Raw genomic sequence first — 13,167 nt, 5'->3', positions numbered from 1 at the left:
TAACGCCCCTCTGTTTCCCTCGCCTTGCCTTGCCCCGGAGTCCTGCAATGACGGCCCCAGCCGAGCTATCGCCTACCCTGCAACTGGCCTGCGACCTGATCCGCCGCCCCTCGGTCACCCCGGTCGACGCCGACTGCCAGACCCAGATGATGAACCGCCTGGGCGCCGTCGGCTTCCAGCTCGAGCCCATGCGTTTCGAGGACGTCGACAACTTCTGGGCCACCCATGGCACCCAGGACGGCCCGGTGCTGTGCTTCGCCGGCCACACCGACGTGGTACCGACCGGCCCGGTACAGCAATGGCAGCATGAACCGTTCGAAGCGCTGATCGATGCCGACGGCATGCTCTGCGGCCGTGGCGCCGCCGACATGAAGGGCAGCCTGGCTTCGATGGTGGTGGCCAGCGAGCGCTTCGTGCAGGACTACCCCAACCATCGCGGCAAGGTCGCCTTCCTCATCACCAGCGACGAGGAAGGCCCGGCACACCACGGCACCAAGGCCGTGGTCGAATTGCTCAAGGCGCGCAACGAGCGCCTGGACTGGTGCATCGTCGGCGAACCCTCCAGCACCACGCTGCTGGGTGACGTGGTCAAGAACGGTCGCCGCGGTTCGCTCGGCGCCAAGCTGACCGTGCGCGGCAAGCAGGGCCACGTGGCCTACCCGCACCTGGCACGCAACCCGATCCACCTGGCCGCCGCGGCCCTGGCGGAACTTGCCGCCGAGCACTGGGACGAAGGCAACGCGTTCTTCCCACCGACCAGCTTCCAGATCTCCAACCTCAACTCCGGCACCGGCGCCACCAACGTGGTGCCGGGCGATCTGACGGCGCTGTTCAACTTCCGCTTCTCCACCGAGTCGACTGTCGAAGGGCTGCAGCAACGTGTCGCGGCGATCCTCGACAAGCACCAGCTGGAGTGGTCGATCGACTGGGCGCTGTCCGGCCTGCCGTTCCTCACCGAACCGGGCGACCTGCTCGACGCGGTGTCGTCGAGCATCAAGGCGGTCACTGGCCGCGAGACCCAGGCATCGACCAGCGGCGGTACCTCCGATGGCCGCTTCATCGCCACCATGGGCACTCAGGTGGTCGAGCTCGGCCCGGTCAACGCCACCATCCACCAGGTGGACGAGCGCATCCTGGCCAGCGACCTCGACCTGCTGACCGAGATCTACTACCAAACCCTGGTGCGGTTGCTCGCCTGATGCTCGCCTGCCCCCTCTGCCAGGCGCCCCTGGCGCGGCTCGACAACGGCGTGGCATGCCCCGCCGGCCACCGTTTCGACCGCGCCCGCCAGGGCTACCTGAACCTGCTGCCCGTGCAGCACAAGAACAGCCGCGACCCGGGCGACAACCAGGCCATGGTCGAGGCACGTCGCGATTTCCTCGACGCCGGCCACTATGCGCCCGTCGCCCGCCGTCTCGCCGAACTGGCGGCCGAGCGCGCCCCGCAGGCCTGGCTGGACATCGGCTGCGGCGAAGGCTACTACACCGCGCAGATCGCCCAGGCGCTGCCGGCTGCCAATGGCTACGCCCTGGATATCTCCCGCGAGGCGGTCAAGCGTGCCTGCCGCCGCGCCCCACAGGTGACCTGGATGGTCGCGAGCATGGCCCGTGTCCCCCTGAGCGACGCCAGCTGCGGCTTCATCGCCAGCGTGTTCAGCCCGCTGGACTGGCAGGAGGCCAAGCGCCTGCTCGCCCCCGGCGGCGGCCTGATGCGGGTCGGCCCGACCAGCGGCCACCTGATGGAACTGCGTGAGGTGCTCTACGATGAAGTGCGCCCCTACGCCGATGACAAGCACCTGGCGCTGATTCCCGAAGGCATGGTGCACGCCCACAGCGAGATTCTCGAGTTCCGCCTGAGCCTGGTTGAAGCCAAGGCCCGCGCCGACCTGCTGGCCATGACCCCGCACGGCTGGCGCGCCAGTGCCGAAAAGCGTGCACGGGTGATCGACCAGCCCGAACCGTTCGAGGTCACTGTTTCCATGCGTTATGACTATTTCGTGCGCCAAGACTGAGCACACCGGAGCCCCTGATGCGCCAACCCGATATCGAGATCTACCTCAAGGACGCCGACGTCGATCACAAACAGATCGCCGACTGGCTGACCCAGGCCCTGGGCCCCTGCAGTGAATGGAAGCAGAAAGGCCAGACCTTCAAGTGCACGGCCGGTAACATTCCGGTCACCTGGTTACCGAAAGCTGTGGGGAAATGGAACAGCCTGTACCTGGAAAGCGACCAGACCCCATGGGCCGATGACATCGCCTGCGCCCGCGCGGCTTATGCCGCACTGAACGTGGAAGTACGTTGCGCGCCCGGTAGCTGGGCAGAGGAAGATGGTGAAGAAGATGCCGATCGCTGGATCCGCATCAGTGCCGACGGTGAACAGGAAATCACCTGGCGTACGAACTGAAGCTACAAGCTACAAGCTACAAGCTACAAGCTACAAGCTACAAGCTACAAGCTACAAGCTCGATTGCATCAGGCTGCAAGCTCCACGGACAGCTTGCAGCTTGAAGCTTACCGCTTGAGGCTGCGGTCAGAGACCAACGACGTCCTCGGCTTGCAAGCCTTTCTGGCCTTGCACCAGGGCGTATTCAACCTGCTGTCCCTCGACCAGGGTGCGATGCCCCTCACCACGGATAGCCCGATAGTGGACGAACACGTCCGCGCCACCTTCGCGCTGAATGAAGCCATAACCCTTGGCATCGTTGAACCACTTCACATTCCCAGTCTCACGAGACGACATCTGAACTACTCCGGTTTTTTATTTTGAAGATCGCCTTGCCGGCCTGGGGTCAGCACCCAGGGCCTTCGCAGCTTGCCCGAATATCCTGCAAGCGGCAGGCCGAGTATATGACACGAAACAAAAAAAATTCATGACGGCACTGATTTTTGCCGATTTTTGCTGAACTTACGCAGATACGGCAGACTATCGGCCTGGAAAACACCGAAACTCTCACCCAGGGCCCACCCCCATGACCCGTTCCCCCCTGCGCCGCCTCATCTTCGGCGCCCTGCGTCGCGTTCTCTACCTGTGGGTGCGCTCCGAAACCATCAACCAGTCCTCGCTGACGCTCAAGCTCGACCGCAGCCGCCCGGTGTTCTACGCCCTTTCCTCGCCGTCGCTCACCGACCTGGCCGTGGTGGACCACGAGTGCACCAAGGCGGGGCTGCCGCGCCCAGTGCTGCCGGTGGCCGTCGGCCCGCTGCAGGAGCCCGCCGGGTTCTTCTACCTGACCCCCGACCCCGACTGGCTGGGCCGGCAGGACAAGCGCGGCGCCCCACCCACCCTCGAACGCTTGGTTGCAGCCATCAGCCAGCACGCCGAAGAAGATGCGCAGATCATCCCGGTCAGCGTGTTCTGGGGCCAGACCCCGGCCAGCGAGTCGAGCCCCTGGAAACTGCTGTTCGCCGACAGCTGGGCGGTCACCGGGCGCCTGCGCCGGCTGCTGAGCGTGTTGATCCTGGGGCGCAAGACGCGTGTGCAGTTCTCCGCCCCGATTCATCTGCGCGAGCTGGTCGACCACAACAAGGGCCATGAACGCACCGTGCGCATGGCCCAGCGGGTGATGCGCGTGCATTTTCGCAACCTGAAGACCGCGGTGATCGGCCCGGACATCTCGCACCGACGCAACCTGGTCAAGGGCCTGGTGCACGACCCGCTGGTGCGCCAAGCCATCAGCGACGAAGCCGAGCGCGAGAAGATCCCCTACGCCAAGGCCGAAGCCAAGGCGCTGCACTACGGCAACGAGATCGCCTCGGACTATACCTACACAGCGATCCGCTTCCTCGAAGTGGTGCTCAGCTGGTTCTGGAACAAGATCTACGACGGCATCAAGGTCAACCATATCGAGCAGGTGCAGGGCATCGCCCCTGGCCATGAAGTGATCTACGTGCCCTGCCACCGCAGCCACATCGACTACCTGCTGCTATCCTACCTGCTGTTTCGCAACGGCCTGACGCCGCCGCACATCGCGGCCGGGATCAACCTCAACATGCCGGTGATCGGCGGGTTGCTGCGCCGGGGTGGCGCGTTCTTTATGCGCCGCACCTTCAAGGGCAACCCGCTGTACACGGCGGTGTTCAACGAGTACCTGCACACACTCTTCACCAAGGGTTTCCCGGTGGAGTACTTCGTCGAGGGCGGACGCTCGCGCACCGGGCGCATGCTGCAGCCACGCACCGGCATGCTGGCGATCACCCTGCGCAGCTTCCTGCGCTCCTCGCGTACGCCGATCGTCTTCGTCCCGGTGTACATCGGCTATGAGCGAGTGCTCGAGGGCCGTACCTACCTGGGTGAACTACGCGGCGCGAGCAAGAAGAAAGAATCGATCTTCGACATCTTCAAGGTGATTGGCGCACTCAAGCAGCGCTTCGGCCAGGTCTACGTCAACTTCGGCGAGCCGATCCGCCTCGCAGGCTTCCTCGATGAGCAGCAACCCGGCTGGCGTGAGCAGGCACTCGGCCCGCAATTCCGACCAGCCTGGCTCAACGACACCACCACCCGCCTGGGCGAGACCGTCGCCCGCCACCTGAACGAAGCGGCGGCGATCAACCCGGTCAACCTGGTGGCCCTGGCCTTGCTTTCGACCAGCCGCCTGGCCCTGGACGAGCGCGCCCTGACCCGTGTGCTCGACCTGTACCTGGCCTTGCTGCGCCAAGTGCCCTATTCGCCGCACACCACACTGCCCGAAGGTGATGGCCAGGTCCTGATCAAGCATGTACTGGGCATGGACCTGCTGGCCGAGCAGAAGGACGCGATGGGCCGCATCCTCTACCTGGACGAAGCCAACGCGGTGCTGATGACCTACTACCGCAACAACGTCCTGCACATTTTCGCCCTGCCAGGGCTGCTGGCGAGCTTCTTCCTCAGCAGTTCGCGCATGAGCCGCGATCTGTTGGGCCAGTATGTGCGGGCGCTGTACCCCTACCTGCAGGCCGAGCTGTTCCTGCGCTGGACGCCCGAACAGCTGGACGAGGTGATCGACCAGTGGCTGGCGGCGCTGGTCAGCCAGGGCCTGCTGCGCCAGGAAAACGACATCTACATGCGCCCGGCCCCCAGCTCGCGGCAGTTCGTTCTGTTGACCCTGCTGGCCCGCACCATCACCCAGACCTTGCAGCGCTTCTACATGGCCACCTCGCTGCTGCTCAACAGCGGCCAGCACACGCTGAGCGCCGAGGAGCTGGAAGAGTTGTGCGTGATGATGGCCCAGCGCCTGTCGATCCTGCATGGCCTGAATGCGCCGGAATTCTTCGACAAGACCCTGTTCCGCCACTTCATCCAGACCCTGGTGCGCGAGGGTGTGCTGCAACCCGATGGCGAGGGCAAGCTGGGTTACCACGACAAGCTCGCAGAGCTGGCCGAGGGCGTGGCCAAGCGGGTGTTGTCGGCGGAGCTGCGCCTGTCCATCCGCCAGGTGGCGCTGCACCGGGATGAGCCGCAGGAAAACCCTGAAGCCTGACACTTAGGATTCGCAGTTTGTAGGAGCGCTCCACGAGGAGCGCTTCCTCAATCTGCCTCTCCGGCAGAAACAACTTCCCTCTGATCGTAACCCCGCCTGTTTCCCACAATGGTATCCGACACCAGCTACCGGTGTTATCCACCTACCGTGCTTGAAACAGGAACACTACATGCCAAATGAAAACATCATCGAACTGCATGGTTCGATCGATCTCGTCGACATTCCCGAATTCGATGCAACGCCGGTTCGCGTGCTTGTGGTGGTGACCCACCCCGGCATCATTCCCCGCTCCGAATGGCTGGCATCCTGTGTCCAGCAGTACAGCGGCGCCCCGATTCCCTACCAGTTGCACCTCGACAAGCGCACTTTCGCAGCCGGGGAGGCATTGGAACTTGAAGCGGTTCTGATCGCAGGCTGGGGGGAAGGCTCCGAAAAGGTACGTGTCACACTGCCGCTGGCCCTCGATCACGCCACCATTCGCGTCGAACAGGACATCACGCTCGCCGGCTCTGAAACGGGCGCCCAGCGAATGGCGGCCCCCAGCTTCAAGCAGATCACTGGCAGTGTACTGGCCGCGAACATCGAGGATTTGTCCGGTCATCAACTGTTCGCCGATTTGTATGAAGTACGTCTGAACGATGACGGGCAGAAGGTCTTCAACCAGATCTCCGAGAATGTCTACCAGATGCGTGACCTCAATGCTCCGTTCTCGCTGTACTACGACCAGCAGGTGCTGGTGAGCGATGGCGTCAGCCACGACCTGAGCTTCATGCTGCAGGCCCCCTCGGGCCACTTCGTTGCCGGCCGCAACCTGCGCAACATCGATCTCGAAACACTGGAAGCCGGCATGCAGGTCGAGCTGCGCAACGCCAGGTCTTGATCACCTCACGGCAAGATCGCCCCTGGCGATGAATTTCCGCTAAAGTCCTTGGGTTGGCCACAAGCCGGCCCAAGGATTTTGGAGATTCCATGAAAAAGCTCGTCCTGCTGTGTTGCGCATCCCTGCTCGCAGCCTGCTCCAACCATGCCCCGTCCAACCAGGCCAGCCTGGACGGCGAAGTCTTCTACCTGCAGCGCATTGCCCTGCCACCGACCGCCACCTTGAGCGTCGCCCTCCAGGATGTATCGCTGATGGACGCCCCGGCGGTGACCCTGGCCCGCCAGGCCGGCCCGGTCAAAGGCAACGTGCCGCTGCCCTTCCACCTGAAGTATGACCCCGCCCAGGTCAAACCTGGCCATCGCTACGCGCTCAGCGCACGCATCGAGCTGGACGGCAAGCTGCTGTTCATCAACACCGAACACCATGGTGTGCTGCTTGATGGCAGCGACCCGCAACCTGTCCGCATCAAGGTCGACCCGGTCCGCTGAACCCGCTCCATTCTGTCTATAAGGAAAGCCCCATGATTCGCACCTCCCTGCGCTTCACCACCCTGTGCGCCGGCCTGCTGCTGTCGGCCAGCGCGCTGGCCCTGTCGCTCGGCGACCTGTCCCAGAGCGATGCCTCCGGCGGCCTGAAGGACGCGCTCACCCAAGGCGCACAGATCGCCGTCAAACAGTTGAGTTCGCCGGGCGGCTTCAGCAACAACCCCGATGTGCGCATCGAGCTGCCCGGCAACCTCGGCAAGGCAGCCAAAGCCATGAAGATGTTCGGCAAGGGTGACCAGGTCGAGGCCCTTGAAACCAGCATGAACAAGGCCGCCGAAGCCGCCGTGCCACAGGCCCAGGCGATTCTGGTAGACGCCGTGAAGAAGATGACCGTGACCGATGCCAAGGGCATCCTCAGCGGCGGTCAGGACTCGGCTACCCAGTACCTGAACAAGAGCAGCCGCGAGCAGATCCGCGCCAAGTTCCTGCCGATCGTCAAGCAGGCCACCGACAAGGTCGGCCTGGCCCAGCAGTACAACAGCTTTGCCGGGCAGGCCAAAGGCCTGGGGCTGATCAAGGATGACGCCAACATCGAGAACTACGTGACCGAGAAAGCCCTGGATGGGCTGTTCGAGATGATCGCCAAGCAGGAAGAAAGCATTCGCCAGAACCCGGCCCAGGCGGCGACCAGCCTTGCCAAGAAAGTATTTGGCGCGCTCTGAACCTGAACGCTCCCACGGGATGGTGCAATGCAATTCCTGCAGGAGCGGCTTCAGCCGCGAATCGAGCACCGCGGTGCCTGGCACCGGCTACGCCGGTGTTCGCGGCTGAAGCCGCTCCTACACGATCAACGCTGTACCAGTAGGAGCCCCGATCTTCAGCCCTTCTTCACCCTGAACCACGCCGCATACAACGCCGGCAGGAACAGCAGCGTCAGCACCGTGGCCACGATCAACCCACCCATGATCGCCACCGCCATCGGCCCGTAGAACACGCTGCGCGACAACGGAATCATTGCCAGCACCGCCGCCAGCGCGGTCAGCACGATGGGCCGGAAGCGTCGAACCGTGGCCTCGATGATCGCCTGCCAGCGGTCCAGTCCCGCCGCGATATCCTGTTCGATCTGGTCCACCAGAATCACCGAGTTACGCATGATCATCCCCGCCAGGGCAATGGTGCCGAGCATGGCGACGAAACCGAACGGCTGGCGGAATACCAGCAGGAACAAGGTGACGCCGATCAAGCCCAGGGGCGCGGTGAGGAACACCATGAACATCCGCGAGAAGCTGCGCAGCTGGATCATCAGCAAACTCAGCACCACCACGATGAACAGCGGCATGCCGGCGTTCACCGAGCGCTGGCCGCGTTCGGAGTCTTCCACGGTGCCGCCCACTTCCAGCAGGTAACCGTCAGGCAGCTCGTCCTTCACCTGCTGCAAGGTTGGCAGGATCTGCTTGACCAACGTGGCCGGCTGCTCCTTGTCGTAGATGTCGGCACGCACGGTGACCGTAGGCAGGCGATTGCGGTGCCAGATGATACCTTCCTCGAAACCGTATTCCAGGGTGGCCACCTGCGACAACGCCACGCTCTGGCCATTGTCGGTGGGCAAGGCCAGGCTTCCCAGGCTGCCCAGCTCGCGACGCTCCTCCGGGGTGCCGCGCAGCAGGATCTCGATCAGTTCGTTGTCCTCGCGGTACTGGCTGACGTTGCTGCCCGTCAGCGAGCTTTGCAGAAAACTCGACAACTGCGCGGTACTCACGCCCAGGGCGCGGGCACGGTCCTGGTCGATGTCCAGGTAGACCGCCTTGCTCGGCTCCTCCCAGTCCAGGTGCACGTTGACCACGTGAGGGTTCTCGCGCACCTTTGCCGCCACTTCACGGGCCAATGCCCGGACTTTCTCGATATGCTCGCCGGTCACACGGAACTGCACCGGGTAACCCACGGGCGGGCCGTTCTCCAGGCGCGTGACCCGCGAACGCAGGTCGGGGAACTGCTCGTCCAGCGTACTGATCAGCCAGCTGCGCAGGCGCTCACGGTCTTCCAGCGACTTGGCCAGCACCACGAACTGGGCGAAGCTCGCCGCGGGCAGTTGCTGGTCCAGGGGCAGATAGAAGCGTGGCGAGCCGGTACCGACATAGGCGACATAGTTGTCGATGCCGTCCTGTTGCTTGAGCAGCACTTCCAGTTGCTTGACGCGTTCGGCGGTGTTGTTGAGCGAGGCGCCCTCGGCCAGCTTCAGGTCGATCATCAGCTCCGGACGCCCGGAAGCCGGGAAGAACTGCTGGGGCACGAAACGGAACAGCAGGATGCTGCCGACGAAGGCCGCGATGGTGAGCAGGATCACCGTCTTGCGTCGCCGCACGCACCACTCCACCATCCGCCGCACACGCTGGTAGAACGGTGTGGCATAAGGGTCCGGCGCATGCCCGTCGCTGCCGTGGCGCGCCGCGTGCAGCTTGGCCAGGTCAGGTAGCAGGCGTTCACCCAGATACGGTACGAAGACCACCGCCGCCACCCATGATGTCAGCAAGGCGATGGTCACCACCTGGAAGATCGACCGGGTGTATTCGCCGGTGCTCGAGGCCGCCGTGGCGATCGGCAGGAAGCCCGCTGCGGTGATCAGGGTGCCGGTCAGCATCGGGAACGCCGTGCTCGACCAGGCGTAGCTGGCCGCCTTGAGCCGGTCGTACCCTTGCTCCATCTTGATCGCCATCATCTCCACCGCGATGATCGCGTCGTCCACCAGCAAACCCAGCGCCAGCACCAGCGCGCCCAACGAGATCTTGTGCAGGCCGATGCCGAAGTAATGCATGCTGGCGAAGGTCATCGCCAGCACCAGCGGGATTGCCAGGGCGACCACCAGGCCCGTGCGCAGGCCCAGGGAGAAGAAGCTCACCAGCAGGACGATGGCCAGGGCCTCGACCAGCACCTGGACGAACTCGCCGACACCGGCCTTGACCGCCGCCGGCTGGTCGGAGACTTTGCGCAGCTCCATGCCTGCCGGCAGGCTCTGGGCCAGGCGGGCGAACTCGCCTTCCAGCGCCTTGCCCAACACCAGGATATCGCCGCCATCCTTCATCGAGACGGCAAGCCCGATGGCATCCTCGCCCATGAAGCGCATGCGCGGCGCGGGCGGGTCGTTGAAACCGCGTTGCACCTCGGCGACATCGCCGATGCGGAAGGTGCGATCACCGACACGAATGGGGAACTGGCGGATCTGCTCGACGCTGTCGAAACGCCCGCTGACACGCAGCTGCAAACGCTCGCTCGAGGTTTCGAAGAAGCCTGCGGTACTGACCGCGTTCTGTTCACGCAACGCCTGCTGTACCGCCGCGAGCGGAACGCCCAGGGTGGCGAGCTTGACGTTGGACAGCTCGATCCAGATTTTCTCGTCCTGCAGGCCGATCAACTCGACCTTGCCCACGTCCTTGACGCGCTGCAGCTGGATCTGGATACGGTCGGCGTAATCCTTGAGCACTGCATAGTCGAAGCCGGAGCCGGTCAGGGCGTAGATATTGCCGAAGGTGGTGCCGAATTCGTCATTGAAGAACGGCCCCTGGATCTCGGGTGGCAGCGTATGGCGGATATCCGCGACCTTCTTGCGGATCTGGTACCAGAGCTCGGGGATGTCCTTGGAATGCAGCGAGTCGCGGGCCATGAAGGTGACCTGGGACTCGCCGGGGCGGGAGAACGAGACGATTTTCTCGTACTCGCCGGTTTCCATCAGCTTCTTCTCGATCCGTTCGGTGACCTGGCGCGAGACCTCCTCGGCGGTCGCACCCGGCCACAAGGTGCGGATGACCATGGCCTTGAAGGTGAACGGCGGATCCTCGCTCTGCCCAAGCTTGGTGTAGGACATGGCCCCGATCGCGGCCAGCAGGATCATCAGGAACAGCACGATCTGGCGGTTGCGCAGCGCCCAGGCGGAAAGGTTGAAACCCATCGGCACTTACTCCTTGGTCGCCAGGTTCACTTCACGGTTGCTGCGGTCCACCGGGCGCACTTGCTGCCCCTCTCGCAACACATGGCCACCCGCGGCCACCACCCAGTCGCTGGCTTGCAAGCCTTCGAGCACCGGCACGCTGTCGGCCCCGTAAGCACCAAGGCGGACCGCGGCACGCTCCAGGCGATTATCCTTGCCGACCCGCCACACATAGGCCTGCCCGGCTTCGGCGGTGACCGCCGACAGCGGCACGGCAAGCGGCGCCTGCTCGGTGTGGGCGATAAAGACACGGGCACTCTGGCCCAATTCGGCAGGGGTGCTGCTGGAGGTGAAGGCGATACGTGCGGCGAAAGTACGCGAGCGCGGATCGGCTGCCGGCGACAGTTCACGGATACGCCCTTCGAAACGCTGGTTGGGGTGCGACCACAGTTCCACGCTCACGGTCTGCCCGACACTGAATCGGGCGAATTGCTGCTCAGGCAAGCCGATCGCCACCTCACGTTCACCATCGGCGGCCAGGGTGAACACGGTCTGGCCTGCGGCGACCACCTGCCCCACTTCGACCTGACGCTTGGCGATAACGCCGGCCTGAGGCGCGCGCAACACCGCGTAATCAGCCTGGTTGCCAGCGACCTCGAATTCGGCCTTGGCTTGTTTCAAGCGGGCAAGACCTGCGCGGTAGAGGTTTTCGGCATTGTCGAACTGCGAATGGCTGACCATCTGCCGATCCAGCAGTTTCTGGTAACGGTCGCGCTCGGCGCGCACCAGCGCCAGGTTGGCCTCGGCGGCGGCCAGTTGGGCACGGTTGGCCTCCAGTTGAAGACGCACATCTTGTGGGTCGAGCTCGGCCAGGGCCTGTTCGGCCTTGACCCGCTGCCCTTCTTCCACCAGGCGTTTGTTCACCTTGCCGCCGATGCGAAAGGCCAGTTCGGGCTCAAAACGCGCCCGCACTTCGCCGGGGTAGCTGTCGGCCGAGGCGCCAGCGGGTTGGGGCTGCACCACCAGCGCCGGGCGCGGGGCCGAGGGCGGCGCGGCCTGCTGGCCACAGGCGGTGAGCAGCACGAGGGCAGCGGGCAGGGCAAGGGACAACGCACGACGCAACATGATGGAGGACCTTTGGCAGAGGGCGCATCGAATATTTATACTGGCGGGTATATTAAGTCAGGGAATCGGGTCGGGGAAGCAGGCTGCCGACAGAAAATGTGGAATAACGCGGCGACGCGCGTTGCAGCCGGATGGCCCTCGACCCGGTAAGATGGTCGGTTTCAAAACAGATGCGGATCCCCATGTCCAACGACGCACCCATCGGCCCAGGCCGGCCCAAGGACTTGGCCAAGCGCGAGGCCATCCTCGAAGCCGCCAAGTCGCTGTTTCTCAGCCTTGGCTATGCCAACACCAGCATGGATGCGGTCGCTGCGGCGGCAGGTGTTTCAAAACTTACGGTCTACAGCCATTTCACCGACAAGCAGACCTTGTTCGGCGCAGCGGTCATGGCGACCTGTCAGACCCAACTGCCCGACCTGATCTTCGAGTACCCCGACGGGGTGGCGCTGGAGGACGTGCTGTTGAATATCGCACGGGGGTTCCAGGCGCTGATCAGTTCGGACGAGTCGGTCAAGCTCAGCCGGCTGATTTTTGCCTTGGGGAGCCAGGACCCGGGGTTCGGGCGGTACTTCTACGAGGCGGGGCCGAAACGGGTGCTGACCGGGATGGAGGCGCTGCTGCGTTGCGTCGACCAACGGGGGCTGCTGCGCATCGACAACCCGCTGCGAGCGGCGGAGCATTTCTTCTGCCTGATCAAGGGCGCTCCGGATTATCGATTGTTACTGGGATGTGCGCCGGCGTTGACGGGGGATGAGGTGGAGGTGCATGTGCGGGAGGTAGTGGGGTTGTTCATGCGGGCTTATGGGGGGTAGGCATTCAGCTCTCAGCCTGATGGTTTGCGGTTTTTTGAGCATATCCATTGGCGATAGCGATGCTGATTCACCTTTGCGCCCTTACGGCCATCCCTTTCAAGGTCTTTGGACGCAGGGGGCGTTACCGCATCAGGGCCGCCAGGTGCCCGCCGGGATTCTTGCAGCGCCTGTGAAATCGAGCGCCGCCCGCGCGGCGCATCGCGGATGAATCCGCTCCTACATTCGTTGCAACGTGGCCATGACCGATAGGCCATGGTTGTTCGCCTTGTTTGTAAGACGCGTTTTTTCGGCTGGCGCCAAGGCTGGCAACCATGGCCTGGCAGGTGCGGTACGTTGCAACCGATGTAGGAGCGGATTCATCCGCGATGCGCCACGCGGGTGGCGCTCGATCTCATAAGCGCTGCAACACTAACGTCGAACACCTTGAAAGGCCTGGCCGTAAGGGCGCAAAGGTGACTCTGCGTCTACATAGCAAACGGATATGC

The 13,167-nt window shown here is 63.8% G+C and carries 11 protein-coding genes; 8 read left to right on the top strand and 3 right to left on the bottom strand.

The genetic code is table 11. The annotated features are described in order from the left end of the window. Positions 1-47: 47 nt before the first annotated feature. From dapE to NGM28_RS14340, 3 genes are read left to right on the top strand one after another with little or no spacing between them, the layout of a single operon-like run. Positions 48-1,199, top strand: a complete 1,152-nt coding sequence (dapE, locus tag NGM28_RS14350) for a succinyl-diaminopimelate desuccinylase (RefSeq protein ID WP_252090556.1) — start codon at positions 48-50, stop codon at positions 1,197-1,199. Next, positions 1,199-2,011, top strand: a complete 813-nt coding sequence (locus NGM28_RS14345; protein ID WP_252090555.1) for a putative RNA methyltransferase — start codon at positions 1,199-1,201, stop codon at positions 2,009-2,011. The genes dapE and NGM28_RS14345 overlap by 1 nt, the downstream gene beginning before the upstream one ends. 17 nt (positions 2,012-2,028) lie before the next feature. Beyond that, a complete protein-coding gene (locus NGM28_RS14340) occupies positions 2,029-2,406 on the top strand; it encodes a hypothetical protein (protein WP_240065124.1) in 378 nt (125 codons plus the stop codon). A 126-nt stretch (positions 2,407-2,532) separates the two neighbouring features. Here the strand turns inward: NGM28_RS14340 and NGM28_RS14335 are convergent, their stop codons facing one another. After that, the gene (locus NGM28_RS14335; protein WP_011535295.1) at positions 2,533-2,742 is read right to left on the bottom strand and encodes a cold-shock protein; all 210 of its coding nucleotides are present in this window, start codon (positions 2,740-2,742) and stop codon (positions 2,533-2,535) included. 229 nt (positions 2,743-2,971) lie between these two features. Between NGM28_RS14335 and plsB the strand changes: the two genes are divergently transcribed. From plsB to NGM28_RS14315, 4 genes are all read left to right on the top strand, one after another. Next, positions 2,972-5,458, top strand: coding sequence for a glycerol-3-phosphate 1-O-acyltransferase PlsB (gene plsB, locus NGM28_RS14330; protein ID WP_252090554.1), 2,487 nt, complete (start codon positions 2,972-2,974; stop codon positions 5,456-5,458). A 169-nt stretch (positions 5,459-5,627) separates the two neighbouring features. After that, positions 5,628-6,338 (top strand): hypothetical protein, encoded by a 711-nt coding sequence (locus NGM28_RS14325; RefSeq protein ID WP_252090553.1) that lies wholly within the window; start codon positions 5,628-5,630, stop codon positions 6,336-6,338. 89 nt (positions 6,339-6,427) lie between these two features. Next, the gene (locus tag NGM28_RS14320) at positions 6,428-6,826 is read left to right on the top strand and encodes a YbaY family lipoprotein (protein ID WP_213658025.1); all 399 of its coding nucleotides are present in this window, start codon (positions 6,428-6,430) and stop codon (positions 6,824-6,826) included. A gap of 32 nt (positions 6,827-6,858) precedes the next feature. Then, positions 6,859-7,545, top strand: coding sequence for a DUF4197 domain-containing protein (locus NGM28_RS14315; protein ID WP_011535299.1), 687 nt, complete (start codon positions 6,859-6,861; stop codon positions 7,543-7,545). Positions 7,546-7,700: 155 nt separating this feature from the next. On the opposite strand, the gene NGM28_RS14310 is transcribed toward NGM28_RS14315, so the two are convergent. Next, positions 7,701-10,766, bottom strand: a complete 3,066-nt coding sequence (locus NGM28_RS14310; RefSeq protein WP_252090552.1) for an efflux RND transporter permease subunit — start codon at positions 10,764-10,766, stop codon at positions 7,701-7,703. A 6-nt stretch (positions 10,767-10,772) separates the two neighbouring features. After that, on the bottom strand, positions 10,773-11,870 hold the full coding sequence (locus NGM28_RS14305) for an efflux RND transporter periplasmic adaptor subunit (RefSeq protein WP_240065118.1): 1,098 nt from the start codon (positions 11,868-11,870) through the stop codon (positions 10,773-10,775). A 170-nt stretch (positions 11,871-12,040) separates the two neighbouring features. On the opposite strand from NGM28_RS14305, the gene NGM28_RS14300 reads away from it, so the two are divergent. Beyond that, on the top strand, positions 12,041-12,682 hold the full coding sequence (locus tag NGM28_RS14300; protein WP_275679287.1) for a TetR/AcrR family transcriptional regulator: 642 nt from the start codon (positions 12,041-12,043) through the stop codon (positions 12,680-12,682). The last annotated feature ends 485 nt before the right edge of the window (positions 12,683-13,167 follow it).

This window comes from Pseudomonas sp. MWU13-3659, from assembly GCF_023757525.1.
GTDB classification, from domain to species: Bacteria; Pseudomonadota; Gammaproteobacteria; order Pseudomonadales; family Pseudomonadaceae; genus Aquipseudomonas; species Aquipseudomonas entomophila_E.
This window is presented reverse-complemented; position numbering and strand designations above follow the sequence as displayed.

What these genes read in the sequence shown, in the direction of transcription:
- NGM28_RS14335 (WP_011535295.1), bottom strand. Translation starts at nt 2,742, where the DNA reads ATGTCGTCTCGTGAGACTGGGAATGTGAAGTGGTTCAACGATGCCAAG.
- NGM28_RS14345 (WP_252090555.1), top strand. Translation starts at nt 1,199, where the DNA reads ATGCTCGCCTGCCCCCTCTGCCAGGCGCCCCTGGCGCGGCTCGACAAC.
- dapE (WP_252090556.1), top strand. Translation starts at nt 48, where the DNA reads ATGACGGCCCCAGCCGAGCTATCGCCTACCCTGCAACTGGCCTGCGAC.
- NGM28_RS14305 (WP_240065118.1), bottom strand. Translation starts at nt 11,870, where the DNA reads ATGTTGCGTCGTGCGTTGTCCCTTGCCCTGCCCGCTGCCCTCGTGCTG.
- NGM28_RS14325 (WP_252090553.1), top strand. Translation starts at nt 5,628, where the DNA reads ATGCCAAATGAAAACATCATCGAACTGCATGGTTCGATCGATCTCGTC.
- NGM28_RS14320 (WP_213658025.1), top strand. Translation starts at nt 6,428, where the DNA reads ATGAAAAAGCTCGTCCTGCTGTGTTGCGCATCCCTGCTCGCAGCCTGC.
- NGM28_RS14340 (WP_240065124.1), top strand. Translation starts at nt 2,029, where the DNA reads ATGCGCCAACCCGATATCGAGATCTACCTCAAGGACGCCGACGTCGAT.
- plsB (WP_252090554.1), top strand. Translation starts at nt 2,972, where the DNA reads ATGACCCGTTCCCCCCTGCGCCGCCTCATCTTCGGCGCCCTGCGTCGC.
- NGM28_RS14300 (WP_275679287.1), top strand. Translation starts at nt 12,041, where the DNA reads ATGCGGATCCCCATGTCCAACGACGCACCCATCGGCCCAGGCCGGCCC.
- NGM28_RS14315 (WP_011535299.1), top strand. Translation starts at nt 6,859, where the DNA reads ATGATTCGCACCTCCCTGCGCTTCACCACCCTGTGCGCCGGCCTGCTG.
- NGM28_RS14310 (WP_252090552.1), bottom strand. Translation starts at nt 10,766, where the DNA reads ATGGGTTTCAACCTTTCCGCCTGGGCGCTGCGCAACCGCCAGATCGTG.